The 19,827-nt window shown below is 30.4% G+C and carries 14 protein-coding genes and 1 other RNA gene; 4 read left to right on the top strand and 11 right to left on the bottom strand.

The features are described from left to right. Together H527_RS0114265 and H527_RS0114260 are read right to left on the bottom strand one after the other, a co-directional pair. Positions 1 to 420 (bottom strand): hypothetical protein, encoded by a 420-nt coding sequence (locus tag H527_RS0114265; protein WP_027413339.1) that lies wholly within the window; start codon positions 418 to 420, stop codon positions 1 to 3. A gap of 923 nt (positions 421 to 1,343) precedes the next feature. Continuing rightward, a complete protein-coding gene (locus H527_RS0114260; protein WP_027413338.1) occupies positions 1,344 to 2,969 on the bottom strand; it encodes an ABC-F family ATP-binding cassette domain-containing protein in 1,626 nt (541 codons plus the stop codon). A 351-nt stretch (positions 2,970 to 3,320) separates the two neighbouring features. Here H527_RS0114260 and H527_RS0114255 point away from each other — a divergent pair, with 351 nt between their 5' ends. After that, positions 3,321 to 4,712, top strand: coding sequence for a hypothetical protein (locus tag H527_RS0114255; protein WP_027413337.1), 1,392 nt, complete (start codon positions 3,321 to 3,323; stop codon positions 4,710 to 4,712). A gap of 68 nt (positions 4,713 to 4,780) precedes the next feature. Here the strand turns inward: H527_RS0114255 and fsa are convergent, their stop codons facing one another. The 3 genes from fsa to ffs all read right to left on the bottom strand — a co-directional run bounded on the left by fsa (position 4,781) and on the right by ffs (position 6,582). After that, positions 4,781 to 5,434, bottom strand: a complete 654-nt coding sequence (gene fsa / locus H527_RS0114250; RefSeq protein WP_027413336.1) for a fructose-6-phosphate aldolase — start codon at positions 5,432 to 5,434, stop codon at positions 4,781 to 4,783. A gap of 129 nt (positions 5,435 to 5,563) precedes the next feature. Then, positions 5,564 to 6,385: an SDR family oxidoreductase gene (locus H527_RS0114245; RefSeq protein ID WP_027413335.1), complete on the bottom strand. Its 822-nt coding sequence runs from the start codon at positions 6,383 to 6,385 to the stop codon at positions 5,564 to 5,566. Positions 6,386 to 6,483: 98 nt separating this feature from the next. Next, positions 6,484 to 6,582: signal recognition particle sRNA small type (gene ffs, locus H527_RS23575), an RNA gene on the bottom strand. 88 nt (positions 6,583 to 6,670) lie between these two features. Between ffs and H527_RS0114240 the strand changes: the two genes are divergently transcribed. The 3 genes from H527_RS0114240 to H527_RS0114230 all read left to right on the top strand — a co-directional run bounded on the left by H527_RS0114240 (position 6,671) and on the right by H527_RS0114230 (position 10,519). Further along, positions 6,671 to 7,720: a glutaminyl-peptide cyclotransferase gene (locus H527_RS0114240; RefSeq protein ID WP_027413334.1), complete on the top strand. Its 1,050-nt coding sequence runs from the start codon at positions 6,671 to 6,673 to the stop codon at positions 7,718 to 7,720. 170 nt (positions 7,721 to 7,890) lie between these two features. Then, on the top strand, positions 7,891 to 9,654 hold the full coding sequence (locus H527_RS0114235; RefSeq protein WP_027413333.1) for a DEAD/DEAH box helicase: 1,764 nt from the start codon (positions 7,891 to 7,893) through the stop codon (positions 9,652 to 9,654). Positions 9,655 to 9,751: 97 nt separating this feature from the next. Further along, positions 9,752 to 10,519, top strand: coding sequence for a carboxypeptidase-like regulatory domain-containing protein (locus tag H527_RS0114230; RefSeq protein WP_027413332.1), 768 nt, complete (start codon positions 9,752 to 9,754; stop codon positions 10,517 to 10,519). A 167-nt stretch (positions 10,520 to 10,686) separates the two neighbouring features. Here the strand turns inward: H527_RS0114230 and H527_RS0114225 are convergent, their stop codons facing one another. The 6 genes from H527_RS0114225 to H527_RS23180 form a co-directional block, all read right to left on the bottom strand. Continuing rightward, positions 10,687 to 11,007 carry a VOC family protein gene (locus tag H527_RS0114225; protein ID WP_051316774.1) on the bottom strand — a complete coding sequence of 107 codons (321 nt, stop codon included), beginning with the start codon at positions 11,005 to 11,007 and terminating at the stop codon, positions 10,687 to 10,689. A gap of 54 nt (positions 11,008 to 11,061) precedes the next feature. Further along, complete coding sequence (locus H527_RS0114220; protein WP_027413330.1) at positions 11,062 to 11,718, bottom strand: TrmH family RNA methyltransferase; 657 nt, start codon at positions 11,716 to 11,718, stop codon at positions 11,062 to 11,064. A 1,183-nt stretch (positions 11,719 to 12,901) separates the two neighbouring features. Beyond that, on the bottom strand, positions 12,902 to 13,720 hold the full coding sequence (locus tag H527_RS0114215; RefSeq protein ID WP_027413329.1) for a mechanosensitive ion channel family protein: 819 nt from the start codon (positions 13,718 to 13,720) through the stop codon (positions 12,902 to 12,904). Between the two features lie 132 nt (positions 13,721 to 13,852). Continuing rightward, entirely contained in the window at positions 13,853 to 15,820 is a 1,968-nt protein-coding gene (locus H527_RS0114210; protein WP_027413328.1) for an OmpA family protein, read from the bottom strand. Between the two features lie 135 nt (positions 15,821 to 15,955). Continuing rightward, positions 15,956 to 16,912, bottom strand: a complete 957-nt coding sequence (locus H527_RS0114205) for a PorP/SprF family type IX secretion system membrane protein (protein ID WP_027413327.1) — start codon at positions 16,910 to 16,912, stop codon at positions 15,956 to 15,958. A 68-nt stretch (positions 16,913 to 16,980) separates the two neighbouring features. After that, positions 16,981 to 19,827: T9SS type B sorting domain-containing protein (locus H527_RS23180; RefSeq protein WP_051316773.1), on the bottom strand; the 2,847-nt coding region annotated here is incomplete at its 5' end.

Here is a 19,827-nt window from a genome sequence, read left to right as displayed (position 1 = left end):
TTAGTAATTTAATTTAATAATTGTAATTTGAGTTTTATTTTCTGAAGAGAGAAAATCTTCTGGGTTATCTGAAATTGGTTTTTGTTCGATTCCTATATAAGGAATAAGCTGAAGTGAATTATTATCATACCAATCTATATCTGATCCTCTAAATGAGCCTTTTTTAATAATTTCTCTTGTTTTTTGATTATATACTATATATTCAAAAAAGGTTGCTGGATCTTCTGATTTAACCTTCTTTTTAATAACAAGGTTCATCGTTTTATCTCCATTTAACTTTGAGTCTTTTTTATTTTCTTGTATCATTAAAGTCTTTGATTCTTTATCCCCTGCATTACCATTTTTAATAGTTTTACATTGACCAAAAGAAAATATCGTTAGAGTAAGAAAAAAAATAATTGTGATTTTTCTTGATAACATTATTTTTAATATTTTAAAATTATGAAGGCAACCTATTCTATTAATAGTATTTTGAAAAATATAAAACTTTATAATTATAGCTTCTTATTTAATAGGTTTGGGGTGAAGATTTAAAAGGTGCTGAAAAATCAGCATAGCTGTAATTATTTTTACTTTAAAAAAGTAATTATGTCTAGTTTAACATACAATTGACTATATTCTCAAAAAATTAATATTAAATTAACCATTTATGATACAAATTTAAGTTTTATTTTTTTTAAAATTTAGATTTAAATATATTAATTTTAATAAAACAGTAAAGTTATTACGGTTTTATTAGGCAGTAAAGCTAAAAACAGAATACCTTAACTATACCTAAATAAATAGGTTTCATTGTTTTTATTTCTGAATTAATTGGAGAAATCTAGTTTTTTAAATGAAATTATATATTAAAATCATCTTTTTATTCCGTGCTTCAAACTAAAATATATAAATAATGAGATTGATTGGCTAGTAGAAAAATTATATCAAGTACAATCAAGAGATTAATATAAAAAAAATGACGGTTTTTATAGTATATCCTAATATTAGAGCTCAGGTTAATAAAAAGACTCGTAAATATAAGGAATAAAAAACTCATGTAAAATAACAAACTACTGTTTTTCAAACACTTAAATAGAATACTATTTATAAAAGAAACTTCGAAATTACTCCCTTATTACTATTTATCTAAATAGTTAATCGTAAAACCAAGAAGTATCCTATAGATTAAAAAACCTATTTCATTATAAATATGTTACAAAAACTAACATTGGTTATTTTTTAACTTTATCATAGTACTTGTTTTTATATTAAAATAAATAATCTAATATTCTAACAGTTTTACTAAAGCTATGATTTAAAAATACAGGTTCTAAAATAACAATATGTAATTAACAAAAATTTTATACATTAACTGTATACATTTTTTCTCTTAATTCTTTAATTTTTGAATCACTCATATACTCATCAAATGTAGTATATCTATCAATCACTCCATTAGGAGTTAATTCTATCACTCTATTACCTACAGTTTGAGCAAACTCATGATCATGAGTTGTAAACAAAACTGTGCCTTTAAACTTTTTAAGAGAATTATTAAATGCTGTAATAGATTCTAAATCTAAATGATTTGTTGGTTCATCAAACATTAGGACATTAGCTCTTGTCATCATCATTTTTGATAACATACAACGCACTTTTTCTCCTCCAGATAATACATTTGATTTTTTAAGTGCTTCTTCGCCACTAAAAATCATTTTACCTAAAAAACCTCTAATAAACACCTCTTCTCTCTCTTCTTCGGTAGTTGCCCATTGACGAAGCCAATCAACAAGAGATAAGTCATTTTGAAAATATTCGCTATTATCAGCAGGTAGATACGATTGATTTGTAGTAATCCCCCAATCAAATGTTCCTTTATCTGCTTTTTGTTTATCATTAAGAATTTGATAAAAGGCTGTTGTTGCTCTAGAATCTTTTGAAAAAACCACTACTTTATCTCCTTTAGCTAAGTTGATATCTATATCTTTAAACAATGTTTCTCCCTCTAGACTTGCTGCTAAGTTTTCTACATTTAAAATCTGATCTCCTGCCTCTCTTTCTCTTTCAAAAATTATAGCTGGATAACGACGGCTAGAAGGCTTAATATCTTCGATATTAAGTTTTTCTATCATTTTTTTTCGCGAAGTAGCTTGCTTTGATTTTGCAACATTGGCACTAAATCGTGCAATGAATTCTTGTAATTCTTTTTTCTTTTCTTCTGCCTTTTTATTTTGTTGGGCTCTCTGCCTTACAGCTAATTGAGAAGATTCATACCAAAATGTGTAATTACCACTATAATGATTAATCTTACTAAAATCAATATCTGAAATATGAGTACATACTGCATCCAGAAAGTGACGGTCATGAGATACTACAATAACAGTATTATCAAAGTTTGCCAAAAAACTCTCTAACCAAGATATAGTTTCATAATCTAAATCATTTGTTGGCTCATCCATAATCAATACATCTGGATTACCAAATAAACATTGTGCTATTAGTACTCGTACACGTTGTTTAGTATCTAAATCTGACATTGGTGTATAATGAGAGTCTTCTTTAATCCCTAAATTAGACAACATTGCTGCTGCATCGTTATCTGCATTCCAACCATTCATTTCTTCAAACTGCACTTGAAGTTCACCTATCTTTTCTGCATTTTTATCTGTATAATCTGCATAAAGAGCATCAATTTCTTTTTTAATCTTATATAAAGGCTTATTACCCATAATCACAGTTTCTAAGACAGTAAACTCATCATATGCATAATGATTTTGTTCTAAAACTGACATTCTTTTTCCAGACTCCAAATGTACATGACCAGATGTAGGCTCCATCACTCCAGAAAGTATTTTAAGAAATGTAGATTTTCCAGCGCCATTAGCACCTATAATACCATAGCAATTGCCTTGTGTAAAAGATGTATTTACTTCATCAAAAAGTATACGTTTACCAAATTGAACTGAAAGATTAGAAACTGATAGCATGATTATAAAAATTGAATAGTTAAATTTTGCGCAAAAGTAGAAAAATGGATTCAGAACCTGAAATATAATCTATGTTTAATTTAAATACAATATCCACTATCTCATTTCATAAGTCAATAACCTCGGAGCAAGCTAAAGTATGTTTCCGAAAATATATCTTGTTTTCGAGGCTAGCTTCGGAGAATTAAACTCCACAATGTGGATTAAAAGCTCTATTAAAACACAATTAACGTATCCTTAACAATCCAAAAAGATGTTTCCCTTTATTTTTGAATGATAGTCATATATAATCTTTAAATACAATTTCATATATTGAGATATTTTACCCTAATTTCTTTTTTATCGTGTTTCTTGTTTAGTTGTAGTACTCCTGAAAAAAGCAACAGAAAATACACTTATTTTGGAGGCGAAATTGTAAATCCAAATACCAATTATGTCATTTTATCTAAAAACTCTGATTATGATGACACTATCTTTCTAGATAGAAATAATAGGTTTATGCATAAAATAGAAAATCAAGAAGAAGGATTGTATTATTTTAAGCATAATCCTGAAAACCAAGTTATTCTTCTTGAAAAAGGAGATAGTATCCTTATACGTCTAAATACTTTAGAGTTTGATGAATCTCTTGTATTTACTGGTGATGGTGCAGCAAAAAATAATTTTTTAATCGATTTATTTTTACAAGATGAAATAGAACGTGAAGAATTAAGAAGAACTGATTTTAGACTATCCACTTCTCTTTTCAAAAAAAAACAAGATTCTTTACTTAATTTAAAATTAATCACATACAAAAAATTAGTTAAACGAAACAATTTAAGCAACCTAGCTAAAAAAATCACACAAGCCAGTTTAATTTTTGATTATTACACAAGACATGAACTGTACTTTAATAGACGTTATGAAATAGGAGGTATTAACGCTACTAAAAGACTATCTACTTCTTTTTTTAGTTATCGAAACAAAATTAATTTTAATGATGAAGAATTAAAAAGATCATACTCTTTTCATCGATTTTTAAATTATTATTTTATTAATGCTTCTTTATCTAATTATGCTAATAAGTTATCTAAATATAATAACCAATCTGGCAGCACATTATATAAACTGGATTTAATCGATAGTATGATAAAACACCCATATATCAAAAACAATCTACTTAGAAGATTTACTACTAATTTTTTATTGGATAGTAAAAATGATTATGAATCCGATAAGGTACTAAAACATTACCAAAAGATTAGCTCTAACAAGAAATCGAAAATGGAATTAAAAAATCTTGCTAGATCAATCTCAAAATTAAGACCTAATAAAATTATTCCTAATCAAGATTTAATAACCTCAAAAGGAGAAACTGTAAAATTATCTTCATTATTCAAAAAACCTATTACCGCTCTCTATTTCTGGTCTATGGAAAGCAAAGATCACTATGTAAAAGCTCATAAAAAAACAGCTTATTTAAGTACTATATATCCAAATATTGATTTTATTGCCATCAATACGGATAGCGAACAAGAAAAGAATTGGTTAAAAACAATAAAAAGACATCGGTACAACTTAGATTATGAATATGAGTTTAAATACCCAAAATGTTCTTCTGAAGAACTAGTTATTCATTACAGAAATAAAGTTATACTTGTTAACCAAGAAGGAAAAATTATAAATCCAAATACAGATTTATTTGCTTCTTTATTCGAAAAACAACTAATGCAATATACACAGTTATCAAGTTTAGAAAACTAACAAAGCTATTCTATTTAAAGAATAGCTTTGTTGATATTATTTTAATTTAGAAGTGTTAACAGTACACTTTAATTTCCTTTCTTATAATCCTCTAAAAACTTAGCTAAACCGATATCGGTTAAAGGGTGCTTAAGCAATCCTTCTATAGAAGAAAGAGGCCCTGTCATTACATCTGCTCCTATCTTTGCACAATCTATTACATGCATAGTATGTCTTACCGAAGCTGCTAAGATTTGGGTATCAAAACCATAATTATCATAGATTAATCTAATTTCTGCAATAAGATTAAGCCCATCTGTAGAAATATCATCTAGTCTACCAATAAATGGAGACACATAAGTAGCACCTGCCTTAGCAGCTAATAAGGCTTGCCCAGCAGAAAAAACCAATGTACAATTTGTTTTAATCCCTTTATCACTAAAATATTTAATTGCTTTAATACCATCTTTAATCATAGGTACTTTTACAATAATCTGATCATGAAGTTTTGCTAATTCTTCTCCTTCTTTGATAATACCATCAAAATCTGTAGAAATAACCTCTGCACTAACATCTCCAGTTACAATTTCACATATTTTCTTATAATGATTTATTATATTTTCTTTACCGGTGATACCTTCTTTTGCCATCAAGGATGGATTTGTCGTTACCCCATCCAAAACACCTAAATCTTGTGCTTCTTTAATCTGATCCAGATTTGCAGTATCAATAAAAAATTTCATAGTATTCTTTTTAGATTGTTGTGTATAAAATTTATGCTATTCTTATTACAGCGCGAAGATAAAAATAATCATTATCGTCCCACATAATCTTTTAGATTATTTGAAACCACACGTTACAAAAAAAATATTTTATAATTTATAATGATTCATTAAGAGTTTTTCGTACATCCTATCAGGCAAAACTCGTTTTAATACAATAGAAAATTTTTGCATAAATGCCCCCACTTTATAATGCACTTTTGGTTTTTTAGAATTTATAACCATAAAAACCTCTTTAGCCATATCCAATGGGTCATTTCCTAAATCAACATGATCATCCATCAATTTTAAAGCATTTCCATAAGGGTCTTCATAAGGAGAACCTTTAATTACGGGTGCATGATAACGTCCAGCTGCTATATTAGTCGCAAAATCTCCTGGAGCGATATTAGTCATTTTAATATTAAAATTACTTAGCTCCATTCTCCATGCCTCTGTAGTCATCTCTAATGCTGCTTTAGAAGCACTATAAACACCTCTAAAAGGCAATCCCATATACCCCGCAATCGAAGTTATATTAATAACCAAACCACTACCTTGTTTTCTCATTATCGGCAAAACAGCTTTCGTAACATTGATTGGTCCAAAATAATTTGTATTAAAATTTCTTATTATCTCTTCATTAGGAATTTCTTCTATAGGCCCCGTTATACCTGCCCCTGCATTGTTTACTAAAACATCTAGTCTTCCGTGTTTTTCTTCAATAAATTTAACTGCATCTTTAATACTCTTTACATCTGCTACATCTAATTGTAAAAGAGTAAAGGAAGAAAAATCAGGAAATCTTGATGGATTTCGACTAGTACCATATACAGTATACCCTTTTTCAGCTAAATATACCCCTATTGATTTTCCAATCCCAGAAGAACCTCCTGTGACCAAAACAACTGTTTCCTTTTTGTTTTTATCCATATTTGCAAATATACAATTATGAACATTTAATTATATATAAAGAAAATAGATTTACTTAATTTAGGTAAGACTTTTTGCACGTAACTATTGGATACAAAAAAAGGCAAGCTACCTACATCACACTGCTACAACCGTCTACCTTTGCTTCGTTCCCGCCCTGGAGGATTCAACAGGAGCTAGTTGTGTAGGACTTGCCGCTGCAAAGATACAATCTTTAATATATAAAACAATGATTTTTTAAACCCAATTAAAATAAATATCTTGCCATAAACTTTAATCACACAAATGAATATTCGTAACCTATTCGTCATCATACTGTTAACCATATTTTATTTTTCTTGCGGAAGTAATTCTGATCAGAAAAAAAAACATTTTTCTATTGCTACTAGTGACAATAAAGTCAAATTTAAGCTAGGAGAAACAATAAAAGCAAACATCATAAATGCTAAAAACTTCAAAATAGATTCTGTAACTTATATATTAGACAATAAAGTTACTTCTCTTAAAAACAACTTTAATTACGAAGAAAAAATAGATGATGAAAAACTAGGCAATCACACCTTGACTGCTCAAGTATTTTATGATGGAAACATGGATACCATTACTAAAAAAATCACTTTTCTAAACCATAGTTCCCCAAAATTATATTCGTATAAAATCATTGCCGAATATCCACATGACATAAAAGCTTTTACACAAGGATTAGAATTCTACAGAGATACTCTTTATGAGAGTACAGGAAGAAAAGGAAGTTCTTCCTTAAGAAAAGTGGATTATAAAACTGGGAAAATAATACAAAAAAAAGATATTTCGAAAGAATATTTTGCGGAAGGAATAACTATCGTTAAAGACAAAATAATACAACTTACCTGGACTTCGAAAGAAGGGTTTATATATGACCGTAATACTTTGGAAAAAATAGATAGTTTTGCCTACAATAAAAGCAAAGAAGGCTGGGGACTTTGTTTTGATGGAGACTTTATCTACAAAAGTGATGGTACTGAGAAAATATGGTTTTTAGATCCAGATACACTTGCTGAAAAAGATTATATACAAGTTACTACCAATAAAAGTGTAAAATCCAGATTTAATGAACTAGAATGGGTAGAAGGAAAAATCTATGCAAACACCTGGCAAAAAGATGGTATAGCGATCATCAATCCAAAAAATGGTGCTCTAGAAGCAGTTATCAATCTATCGGGGCTTCGTGAAAAAGTAAAACAACATAGTGATTTAGATGTTCTAAATGGTATTGCTTATAAAAAAGACACAAAACAATTATTTGTTACTGGAAAAAACTGGAATAAACTTTTTGAAATTGAGGTAATCGAATAAACATAATTCATCCTTTTTATAATAAGTGTATAAAACTAGCACAAAATATTTTTAAAAAACATATTTGAACCTATAAAGCTTGTACACATATTGTAACATCATAATAAATCGTTCGTTATTATAATAGACAGATAATAAACCGTACCTTTGCGGCTTATTTTAACTATTATATGAATAAATTTGAAGCATTAGGCCTTAGTGAAGCCATCGTGAAGGCGGTGAATGAAATGGGGTTTGAAACCCCAAGTGAAGTACAAGAAAAGGCAATACCTATTTTGCTAAATGAAGATACTGATATTGTTGCATTGGCACAAACAGGAACTGGAAAAACAGCTGCTTTTGGCTTTCCTTTAATTGAAAAAATAGATAGTAAGAGCAGGATTACCCAAGGTTTAATCCTTTCTCCTACCCGTGAACTTTGTTTACAAATTACTAATGAGTTTAAAAATTACTCTAAATTTATCCCTGGATTACATACCGTAGCTATATATGGTGGTGCCAGCATAACAGATCAAGCAAAACAAATAAAACGGGGAGCCCAAGTTATCGTAGCAACACCAGGGCGAATGCAGGATATGATTAATCGTAAAATGGTAGACATTTCTCAGATTAGTTATTGTATTCTGGATGAAGCAGATGAAATGCTTAACATGGGATTCTATGAAGATATTAACGCTATTTTATCGCATACCCCAAAAGAAAAAAACACTTGGTTATTTTCGGCTACTATGCCAAAAGAAGTATCTACTATCGCTAAACGTTTTATGCGTAATCCTGTAGAAATTACAGTAGGTCATAAAAACACAGGATCTAAAAATGTTTCACATGAATATTATGTAGTAAACTCAAGAGATAGATACGCTGCATTAAAACGATTATCAGATGCTAACCCTGATATCTTTTCTGTTATATTTTGTCGTACCAAAAGAGATACACAAAAAGTAGCTGAAAATCTTATTGAAGATGGATACAATGCTGCAGCTTTACATGGTGATTTAAGCCAAAACCAAAGAGATTTGGTTATGAAAAGCTTTAGAAACCGTCAAATACAAATGCTGGTTGCTACAGATGTAGCTGCTCGTGGTATTGATGTAGATGATATAACACATGTTATAAATTATCAACTTCCTGATGAAATAGAAACCTACACTCACCGTAGTGGACGAACTGGTCGTGCAGGAAAAAGTGGAGTTTCTATGGTAATTGTTTCTAAAAGTGAAGTTAGAAAAATAAAATCTGTAGAGCGAATTATCAAACAGAATTTTGAGAAAAAAGATATCCCAAGTGGCGAAGAAATTTGTCAAGTACAACTTTTTCATTTGGCAAATGACATCAGTAAAGCCGAGATAAACCATGAAATCGATAGTTACTTACCTTCCATTAATGAGGTTTTAGAAGATTTTTCTAAAGAAGAATTAATTAAAAAATTCTTTTCAGTAGAATTTTCTCGTTTTCATAATTACTACAAAAAATCTAAAGATTTAAATACCTCTAATGAACGAGAAAGTAGTTTTGGCAACGATAGCGGTAGCACTCGTTATTTTATTAATGTAGGAGAAAAAGATGGGTTTGATTGGATGACATTAAAAGATTTTCTAAAAGATATTTTGGAGATAGGAAGTGATTCATTAAGCCGAGTAGATGTAAAAGAAAGCTTTTCATTTTTCAACACAAATGCAGAACATCAGGAACGTGTTCTTTCTGTTTTTGAAGATTTCAAAATGGAAGGAAGAAAGGTTAATGTAGAAATTTCTAAAGATTCTGGCAGAAATAGAGGAGGAAAAAGACGTCGAGATAATAATGGAGGTGGCTTTAAAGGAAAACGCAGAAGTGATGGTTTTAAACCAAGAAGTAAAAGTCGTTTTGAATCTAGCGATGATCGAAATAGCGGAGGAGGCAGAAGAGATAAAAGGAAACGAAGTGACCGTAAATAATATAAAAAAACATCTTTAGCAAAATTCAATTTTAAATAATATTCTTATAACAAAATAATGTAATATTATTTAAAATTGAATGTCTTATTATAAATAAATGAAAAGAATATTATTTTTTATTACACTTATTTTAAGCATTTCCACTTATGCTCAAGAAGAAGACATATCTGGTATTGTTTCTGGAAAAGTACAAAATGCTTCTAATGATCGAATATTACAAAATGTTCATGTTATAAACCTTAGCCAAGTAGTTGGTACAATTACTAACAATGAAGGTGATTTTAAAATTCAAGCCAAGGTTAACGATACGCTATACTTTTCTTATATAGGATTCAAACCATTACGAATTAGAGTCACTAATGACTGGATTAAGTTTGGCGAAGTTAAAATTAAGATAACAGAATTAGGAATCGCCTTAGAAGAAGTAGTTGTTGCCGATGTTCAGTTAACAGGTTATTTAGAAATAGACGCAAAAAGAATACCAATATATAATAATTACAGATATAGTATTTCTGGATTAAACTCTGGATATGAAGGAGGAAACAGACAACCTGGAGCTGTTAACAAAGTGTTAGGTGCTATATTTAATCCCACAGATTTTTTATACAATATATTTAGTAAGCGATCAAAAGAGCTAAGAAAGCTTCGTAAAATGAAGAAAGATGACGATATAAGAAATCTTTTAGAAACTAAATTTGACCGTGCTACTTTAATGGCTTTATTACAAGTAGAAAGATTAGATATAGATGAAATTCTCAGAAACTGTAATTACTCTGTTGATTTTATAAAATTTGCAAATGACTTACAAATTCTTGATGCCATAAGCGAATGTTACGAAGAGTATAAAATACTAGACAGGAAATAATACGATTTACGAATAAAAATCTCGCATATAATCGCATTCTTTTTCTACTATATTTTCTTCATAAAATGAAACAATAGCTATGGCTATTCTTTAATTTGATTCATCAATCTAGCGAAAAACCTTTGCAATTATTTATACGCAATTCTCATCCGTAAATCGTATAAAAACTATTTTAGAGAATGCAACGCTATCCGATTAACTTCGGAATCCATAAAATGAGCCATATAGCCATGATTTTCTGAAATTTGTTTTTTAGCAGAGACTATTTTACCTCCTGCATCTTCTACTCTACTGATTTCATCACAAGAAAAGTATATTAAAACTCCATCTTTACTAGATCCATAATTTTCTCCTGCATAGATTAATGTTCCTGTAGCAGTTCCTTGTTCATTTTTATTAGGAAACCACCCCATTTCAATACCATCCATCTTTTGAAGTAATATCTCAATGTAAAATACTTTCTCATAAAATATTTTTGCCCTGTTCATATCCGTAACAGGGATTTCAAATCATATAATCACAACTTAAATATTATAGGAGGTCTACTTGTTTTCATAATAGCGTGCAATTATTTGTTCGTGACTCTTGACTACCTTCTTTGTCCATTCTAACCGTTTCTCTAATTTTTCATCCTCAGATAATTGCCATTTAATATCTGTGCCTCTTAACTTTGAAGTAACATGTTGTAATATTATTGCAGCCGAAACGGATATATTAAGACTTTCTGTAAAACCAACCATAGGAATATGAAGCTTACTATCCGCTGCATTAAGAACCGTATCACTTAATCCTTGTTGCTCTCTACCAAAAAAAAAGGCTGCTGGTTTATTGATGTCAAAATCTTGCAATACCTTAGAATTGTCATGAGGTGTAGTCGCTACAATTTGATATCCCTTATTTTTTAAAGCTTGTACACAATTACCTGTAGAATCATATCGATTAATATCTACCCATTTTTGTGCTCCCATTGCTATCTCTCGATCAATACGTTTTACATTAACCTCTTCTATCACATGTACATTTTGTATACCAAAAACATCACAACTACGTATTACAGCACTAGTATTATGTAACTGATACACATCTTCTACAGCAACAGTAAAATAATTTGTACGTTCATTAAGTATTTTTTTGCACAAGCCTTGTCTTCTCGAAGTAAGAAACGACTCTAAATATTCTAGAAGTTTTATATCTACCATAACCGCTAAAGTATAAAAACATATACAATTTTAAACAAAAAAGAGCTGTACTAATGATAAACATTAGACAACTCCCCAATAATCTACTTAATTTAATTTTTAAATTATTTTAAGTACTCTTTCTTTATACACAAAAATATATGATTTATGGGGTATCATAACAATATATAGAATTTACAGATAAATAGCATTTTTAATCATTATACTAAGTAGTTACAAAAAAAAACCTCCCGAAATTACCCCTAAAAACGGAAGGTTTAAGTAAACACATTGTCAAAATGTTCTGTTATAACTAATACCTATATGATATTAGCTTTATTATTTATATTTTAATCTTTAGTAGAAAAGTATTATGATGGAAAACGAAAGTTTTCTCAATTATAGATTTAGTTAACAAATTGCTAAAAAAAGTATGGTAAACCCTTATAGAAGATAAAGAATTACTATATTTCGACTTTGAATATGCACTAATAAAATAAGATGTTGATTCTTTAAAATAAAGTAAACGGGCTTCAATTAATGATATTAATTGATATTTTTTTGGTTTAAAAAATGATAGTCCTCTCATAATGATTGATCCATAATTAATCGTTATTCAGACCCCTGCTTTTGTTGGCTCGCCAAAGTTTCACAATTGCGGGGTTGTTTTTTGTTATAGCGTTAAAATCATAAATTCGATTTAGTAATTTTAATAGCTTTCACATTTTTTTGATAGACAAACTACCAAAAAACACTAACTTTAAATAAACAAGTTAATGTTTTTAATAATATAATATTTCAAAAATACTAATTCTTATATTTAAAAATTAGGACGTTACTTTTTTATTAAAAGCGATATTTAAAGATAGTCACAAATAATTAAAATCGTATACCTTAAAAACACCAAATTACTATGGTTTTACCTTACTAAAAATATTTTACTAATTTCTATGAAGTAATATAAAATTCAAATTAAAAAATAACACTACAAAAAAAATAAAACATTAATAATCAAATATTTAAACAAAACAATAAAACAAAATAATTTAAACATCTAAAAGAAAAAACCTTCACTATGAATAAGTTATAGCATTTTCTAACCTATAACATCATCCTTTTACCTGTTTTTATTTATATTTAAAAAACGTCAAATCAATAACCTCGGAGCAAACTCACGAGGTATCTTTCCGAAAATATATTTTGTTTAGTTATCTTTTTTTTGGATTTCTACTGAATGTGGATACGGAATCTCTATACCTGCATTATCCAATGCTATTTTGGAATTTTCAAGAGTACTAAAATAAACATCCCAATAATCTTCTGGTTTACAAAATGGACGTACTGCCAAATCTACGGAGCTTTCTCCTAAAGCCTCTACGTTTATTGAAAGCTCTGGATTTTTTAACACTTTTGGATTAGAGGTTAAAACTTCTAATAAAACATTTTTTGCTTTCTTGATATCTTCATCATATCCTATTCCAATAGTAAGATCTACTCTCATCCATTTCTCAGCAGAATAATTAACTATGTTTCCATTTGCAATTGCTCCATTAGGAATAATTGCTAATTTATTTTGAGGAGTTGTTAATTTAGTAGTAAAAATTTCTATGGATTTAACCGTTCCTATTGCTCCTTGAGCTTCTATAAAATCTCCTATTTTATATGGTTTAAAAATCATAATTAAAACCCCTCCTGCAAAATTAGATAAAGATCCTTGTAATGCTAAACCTACTGCCAAACCTGCTGCAGCTATTATTGCAGCAAATGTAGTTACATCTACTCCTAGTCTTGATATAACCAATACTATCAAAAACACCTTTAATCCCCAAGATACTAGGTTTAGTAAAAAATTTTGTAACGACTCATCATATTTACTTTTTGCCATTACTTTTTTCATACTACCTATTAATCTCTTAATAACCCACGATCCTAATACGTATATAAGGATTGCAGTGACTAATTTAGGTCCAAATTCTTTTGCCAGTTCAATACCATAGTTGAACCATTCTTGGGCTTTTTCCATAATTATAATGTATTTTTATTTAAATGGTAAAATGATTAAAGTTTTATTATCTACGTATATTTCTAGAACTAATGAAATAAACATCATAAATAATAAAACTTTAATAAAAATCAAAACGTATTGTAAATCCTATTATTTCACAATTATAAACTCACTTCTACGATTTTGCTGATGCTCTTCATCACTACAAGGGATTTTATTTTTACATTTATTAACCAAAGAAGTTTCTCCATATCCCCTTCCAGTAATCCGAGATTTATTTATTTTTCCTTTTTCTATAATATACTTTATGGTGCTTTTCGCTCGTCTCTCACTCAAATACATATTATAATTATCTCCTGCTCTACTATCGGTATGAGATCGAACATCTACTTTTAGATTAGGATACTCTTTCAGTGTTGCTATGATCTTTTGCAATTCTATTTCTGCATCTGGTCTTATAAATGATTTATCTAAGTCAAAATATATAATTTCTAAATCTAATATCTCCGCAAGATCATCTCCTGGTTTTAGTTCTTTTTGATTCAAACCTCCTTCTCCCAATTGTAAAGGAAGTTGATGTGTATATTCTAAAGCAAAATTAGTTTCCAATAAGGCTTCTGTCGCACTATATCCTGGATTGGTTCCTCTAACAATATACGATTTACCACAATCTACATTTAATTTATATTTTCCTTTTGCATTTGTCGTTACTCTAGATATTTCGTGATTATTATCATCTAACAAAATAACTTCGGATCCTGGTAAAACATTCCTAGTATATGCATCTGTAAGTACTCCACTTACATATTGTGCACAGGTTGTTATAAGCTCTTTTGTTTGTTTAAAACTATAAATATCATCGTTTCCATTACCTCCAGAGCGATTACTAGCAAAATAACCTATCTTGGTGTTTTCATCTAAAACAAAAGTAAAATCATCCTCTGAACTGTTTACTGGCTCTCCTATATTGTAAGGAATGGAATATCCTAAACTTTCAGGTACTGCAACAAATATATCTAATCCTCCTAACCCTACATGTCCATCACTAGCAAAATATAACCTGCCAGAATCACTAATATAAGGAAAAGTCTCCCTTCCTTCTGTATTAATACGATCTCCTAAATTTTTAGGTTCGCCAAAAGTACCGTCTTCATAAATATCTATTTCATATAAGTCTGAAAGCCCCCTACTATCAGGCATATCACTTGCGAAATATAGTTTTCTACCATCTGCACTCAAAGCAGGGTGTGCTACTGAATATTCGTCACTATTAAAAGGTAATTCTTCTATATTAGTCCATTTTTTTCCATCAAGAGTTGCTCTATATAATTTTAAAAGTGTTGTTCCATTTACATTAGATTTTAATTTTTTCTTTATGAAATTATTTCTTGTAAAATATACCGTTTGTCCATCTTTACTAAAAGATGTAGAGGATTCATGAAAACGGGTATTTATTTTTCCTTTTATTTTTTTTGGCGTCGTTAATGCCCTACGTTCTCCTAAAATATCTGAAATATATAAATCTAAAAATGGCATTTCATTCCATTCATGTAGCGTTTTCACCATGCTATTTTTCCCTTCTCTCGAAGAAGCAAAAATTAATTGCCCTTGATAATTAAAACTAGGAGCGTAATCTGAATATTTAGAATTAATATAAAGTCTTTTTAGAGTATATCTACCTGATTGCATTTCTATAAATTTAAGATAGTCTCTCGTACTTACGAAATATTCTGCTCTTTGATCATTTCCTGATAATAGCTTAAATTTTTCCATAGCCTTATCTGCATCTTCATAACGTTTTACATTTTTTAAACTTTGAGAATAGCGAAATAAATATTCGGGTTCTATCTGATCCTCATATTCATTTACCAATTTTTCATACCATCCTACAGATTTTTCTAATTCGGCATTGAAATAATATGAATCCCCTATTTTTTTAAACAACTCTGGAGATGCATAACCACTTTTTGCTACTTGAAGATAGATTTTTCTGGCATCAACAAAAGCAAAACGACTAAAATTTTCATCAGCTTTAGCTAAACGCTTTTCTTGAGAAAATGTGAAACAAGATATTAACAAACTTATAGCGATATTGATAAAGTATTTATTTAAATTCATGATGTGGTCGTTTTTATATAAGATCTAAAAACTAAATTTTGTATGGTTACTTGTTTTTTAATACTTTTTATTAGATATTAATTTTCTTAAAAGAATAAACTAATCATAAACTTTTGTAATTTTTATTTTTTAAAATTAGAAGAATCTTGGAGTTAACATTCTATTATATTTTTTGAATAATTCAAACCTTAAAAACACCTCATAACTCCCATCATTAAAAGTTGTATTTCCTAATTGTGTAGTTTCTCTATCATATGCAAATCCAATCATCATGGAATCAGATATTTGAAAACCTATATTCCCACTAATCGCAGCACTCCATCGATAAGCAGCACCCAAAGTAAATTTATCATATAATAAAAAGTTAGCAGAAAGATCCACTTGCAAAGGTGTTCCGAAAACTAATTTAGTCAATACTGCTGGTTTAAATTTTACATCATCACTGATATTAAAAACATGACCTGCAATCAAATAATAATTAACACGTTCTTCTGCCAAAAAACTAGAGGCATTACTATCGCTACTAGTAGTACTTTTATCAAAATGATCCGTTTCTAAAAGGTTTGGAGCACTTAGTCCGAAATAAAATTTATTTGTATGATAATACACTCCTACTCCTACATTAGGACTAAATTTATTATCTATATTAGTTTCAAACAAAGCATCATTATTATTAAATTGAGACAAGCGCTGAAAATCAATATTAAGTAAATGACCTCCTGCTTTTAAACCAAAACTTAATTTAGATTGTTCTGATAATGGAATTGTATATGAAAAATCTATATCAATATATGTTTCGCTCGTTGGCCCTATTTCATCATTAATTACAGATAACCCTAGTCCTAAACGCTCTTTTTCTCCTAAAGGAGTATTTAAAGTAATTGTTTGTGTTCTTGGAGCTCCATCGAGCCCTACCCATTGGCTTCTATGAAGTCCAAGTATACTCATAACACCTCTACTACCAGCATAAGCAGGATTAACACTTATCGTATTATACATGTACTGGGTATATTGAGCATCTTGCTGCGCATAATTATTGTAAAACACAAAGCTCAAAAGCGTTGTAGCTATTATTGTGTGTATTTTTTTCATCCGCTATAATTTATTTTTTCATTAAACCCATGGAGTAGTATCTCCATGGGAATTAAAATTTTGATTGATTACCTATTGATATATAAATATCCTGCTCTATTTTTTCTTTTTCCAGATTCTAAGGTATATTCAAGTACATAGTAATAAGTTCCTACAGGCAACTGGTCTTTTTCTTCTACTGTAACCCTTCCATTTGAAAAACCTTTAAAGAAGTTACCATCTCTTCCATAGTTTTTCGCCTCATATACTTTAACTCCCCAACGGTTATATATCTCTAAAGTATTTTGTAGCCTTTCTATTCCTGTTATTACAAATACATCATTAACTCCGTCTCCATTTGGTGACATACCTGTAAAGACTGTTATACCGTCATCTCCTTCTCCTTTAGGGCTATTAGGTTCTAAATAATCTGGTGTCCCATTTCCATCGCTATCAAAAGCATCATCTGGGTTTCCATCGCCATTTGGATCTGGATTTTCGTCTTCTGTTAAAATTCCATCACCATCATCATCCGTATCCAAATAATCAGGTGTTCCGTCTCCATCTGTATCCGTATCAGAAGGATCGTTATCATCATCATAATTTTCTTCAGCAGTATCGACTCCATCACCATCATCATCAGTATCTCTGTAATCTGGTTCATCTTCATTATCTGTATTATTCAGATCTGTGCCAGGATCGCTATCTACAATATCTCCATTTGGATCTCCATAACCTGTAGTATCTCCATCATAAGCGTCATCTAAACCGTCTCTATCTACATCATTACCAATAGGTAATGTATCTGGCTCTCCATCGTTATCATAATCAAAACCTTCAGTTGAATCAAGAATACCATCATTATCACTATCCTCATCCAGATAATCCGGAGTATCGCTTCCGTCTGTATTCTCTGGTATTATTCCTTGATTACCAGTCCCTTCATATGCATCATCTAATCCATCTCTGTCAGAATCGTTACCTGTAGGTGACACATATCCATCTGTAGACTGCGCCTCTACATTATCTGGAATACCGTCATTATCAGCATCCTGATCAAAAGAATCTATAATACCATCTCCATCGCTATCTACTGTACCTTCTACGGTATCCAGAATACCATCATTATCATCATCAAGATCTACACTATCAGAAATTCCATCGCTATCATTATCACCATCAATGATGATTGTCTCTTCTAGATCATCAGGGGTAGTATCCACATCATTTTGATCCAGTGTTACATCTGTTATGACATTAGTGATAGTCGCTCCTGCCACATTATTATCTACTGAAAAACTTATCGTTAACATTCTCAGCTCTCCAGATGGTATAGTTCCTACTGTCCAAACTCCATTACTTGCATTATAAGATCCTTGATCTGGTATATCAGAAACATAAGTAATTCCTGCTGGTAACTGATCTGTAATCGAAACATTTGTTGCTTGTGCTGGCCCTGTATTAGAAAGAATAATGCTATAAGTATACACTCCTCCTAGTACATATGGTCCCGCCTCAATTATTGATTTAATTACTACAAGATCAATATCTCCTATGACATTAATTTCTTCTTCCAGATCATTATTAGTAAGATCAGGGTCTATTTGATCCATTGTATAAGTGATTACATTGTTAATAGTGGTGCCACTCGTTCCTATATCCACTATAGCATTTATACTTAATATAGCCGTAACTCCTGCATTTAAGTTACCAATAGTCCAATTTCCTGTAATGTTATCATAAGTTCCTACATTTGATGCATTTGAAACATAAGTCAGTCCTGATGGAAGAAGGTCATTAATAAGTAAATTAGTGGTTTGAGCTTCTCCATTATTACGTACTGTAATCGTATATGTAATTGTATCCCCTTCGGTAGGTGCGCTATCATTTACCGTTTTGGTAATCTCTAAATCCGCATCGTTACCTATAACAATATCTTCTTCAAGGTCATTATTAGTTAGATTAGGATCATTTTGATCCATCACAAATGTGATTACATTATTAATTGTATTGCCACTAGTCCCAGAATCTATGGTTACTATAATATCCAATGTGGTACTAGCTCCGCTAAGTAGATTTCCTACAGTCCAATTACCAGATGCTGGAGCATAAGATCCCTGAGATGGAATATCATTAACATACGTTACTCCTGTTGGAAGCAAGTCAGTAATAACCAGATTAGTTACTTGTGCTACTCCATTATTAGTTACATCAATAGTATAGGTAATCGTATCTCCTTCATTTGGAGTAGCATTATCTACTGTTTTACTCACTACCAAATCCGCATCGTTATTCACCACAATATCCTCACTTGGATCATCCAGGGTGGTATTGTTATCGATCTGATCTAGAGTCACTCCTGTTACCGTATTGGTAATGGTATCTCCACTAGTACCTGCATCTACACTCGCTACTATATCTATAGTCGCAACTCCTGTACTATTAATTGTGCCTATGGTCCAAACTCCTGTTCCGGAAACATACGCTCCACCTCCTGTATCACTTACATAGGTTACTCCTGCTGGTAACAGATCTGTAAGTACTACACTAGTTGCTTGTGCAGGACCATTGTTGGTTACACTTAATGTATAGGTAACCGTACTACCTTCATCCGGAGTAGTATTATCTACTGTTTTAGCTACCACTAAGTCTACTACATTGTTTACCACAATGTCCTCACTTGGATCATCTGGAGTCGTATTGGTATCGGTCTGGTCTAAAGTTACACCCGTTACCGTATTGGTAATGGTGTCTCCACTAGTACCTGCATCTACACTCGCTACTATATCTATAGTTGCAACTCCTGTACTGTTGATTGTGCCTATCGTCCAAACTCCTGTTCCGGAAACATACGCTCCTGCTCCCGTATCACTTACATACGTAACTCCTGCTGGAAGCAGGTCTGTAAGGACAACACTGGTTGCTTGTGCTGGACC

This window comes from Aquimarina muelleri DSM 19832 (assembly GCF_000430665.1).
Lineage (GTDB): Bacteria > Bacteroidota > Bacteroidia > Flavobacteriales > Flavobacteriaceae > Aquimarina > Aquimarina muelleri.
The sequence above is the reverse complement of the archived record's forward strand: the minus strand, read 5'-3'. Positions and strand labels throughout refer to the sequence as shown.

Coding starts and splice junctions, on each gene's coding strand:
- H527_RS0114245 (WP_027413335.1), bottom strand. CDS start 6,385: ATGGATAAAAACAAAAAGGAAACAGTTGTTTTGGTCACAGGAGGTTCT.
- H527_RS0114240 (WP_027413334.1), top strand. CDS start 6,671: ATGAATATTCGTAACCTATTCGTCATCATACTGTTAACCATATTTTAT.
- H527_RS0114205 (WP_027413327.1), bottom strand. CDS start 16,912: ATGAAAAAAATACACACAATAATAGCTACAACGCTTTTGAGCTTTGTG.
- H527_RS0114230 (WP_027413332.1), top strand. CDS start 9,752: ATGAAAAGAATATTATTTTTTATTACACTTATTTTAAGCATTTCCACT.
- H527_RS0114220 (WP_027413330.1), bottom strand. CDS start 11,718: ATGGTAGATATAAAACTTCTAGAATATTTAGAGTCGTTTCTTACTTCG.
- H527_RS0114210 (WP_027413328.1), bottom strand. CDS start 15,820: ATGAATTTAAATAAATACTTTATCAATATCGCTATAAGTTTGTTAATA.
- H527_RS0114260 (WP_027413338.1), bottom strand. CDS start 2,969: ATGCTATCAGTTTCTAATCTTTCAGTTCAATTTGGTAAACGTATACTT.
- H527_RS0114265 (WP_027413339.1), bottom strand. CDS start 420: ATGTTATCAAGAAAAATCACAATTATTTTTTTTCTTACTCTAACGATA.
- fsa (WP_027413336.1), bottom strand. CDS start 5,434: ATGAAATTTTTTATTGATACTGCAAATCTGGATCAGATTAAAGAAGCA.
- H527_RS0114235 (WP_027413333.1), top strand. CDS start 7,891: ATGAATAAATTTGAAGCATTAGGCCTTAGTGAAGCCATCGTGAAGGCG.
- H527_RS0114215 (WP_027413329.1), bottom strand. CDS start 13,720: ATGGAAAAAGCCCAAGAATGGTTCAACTATGGTATTGAACTGGCAAAA.
- H527_RS0114225 (WP_051316774.1), bottom strand. CDS start 11,007: ATGAACAGGGCAAAAATATTTTATGAGAAAGTATTTTACATTGAGATA.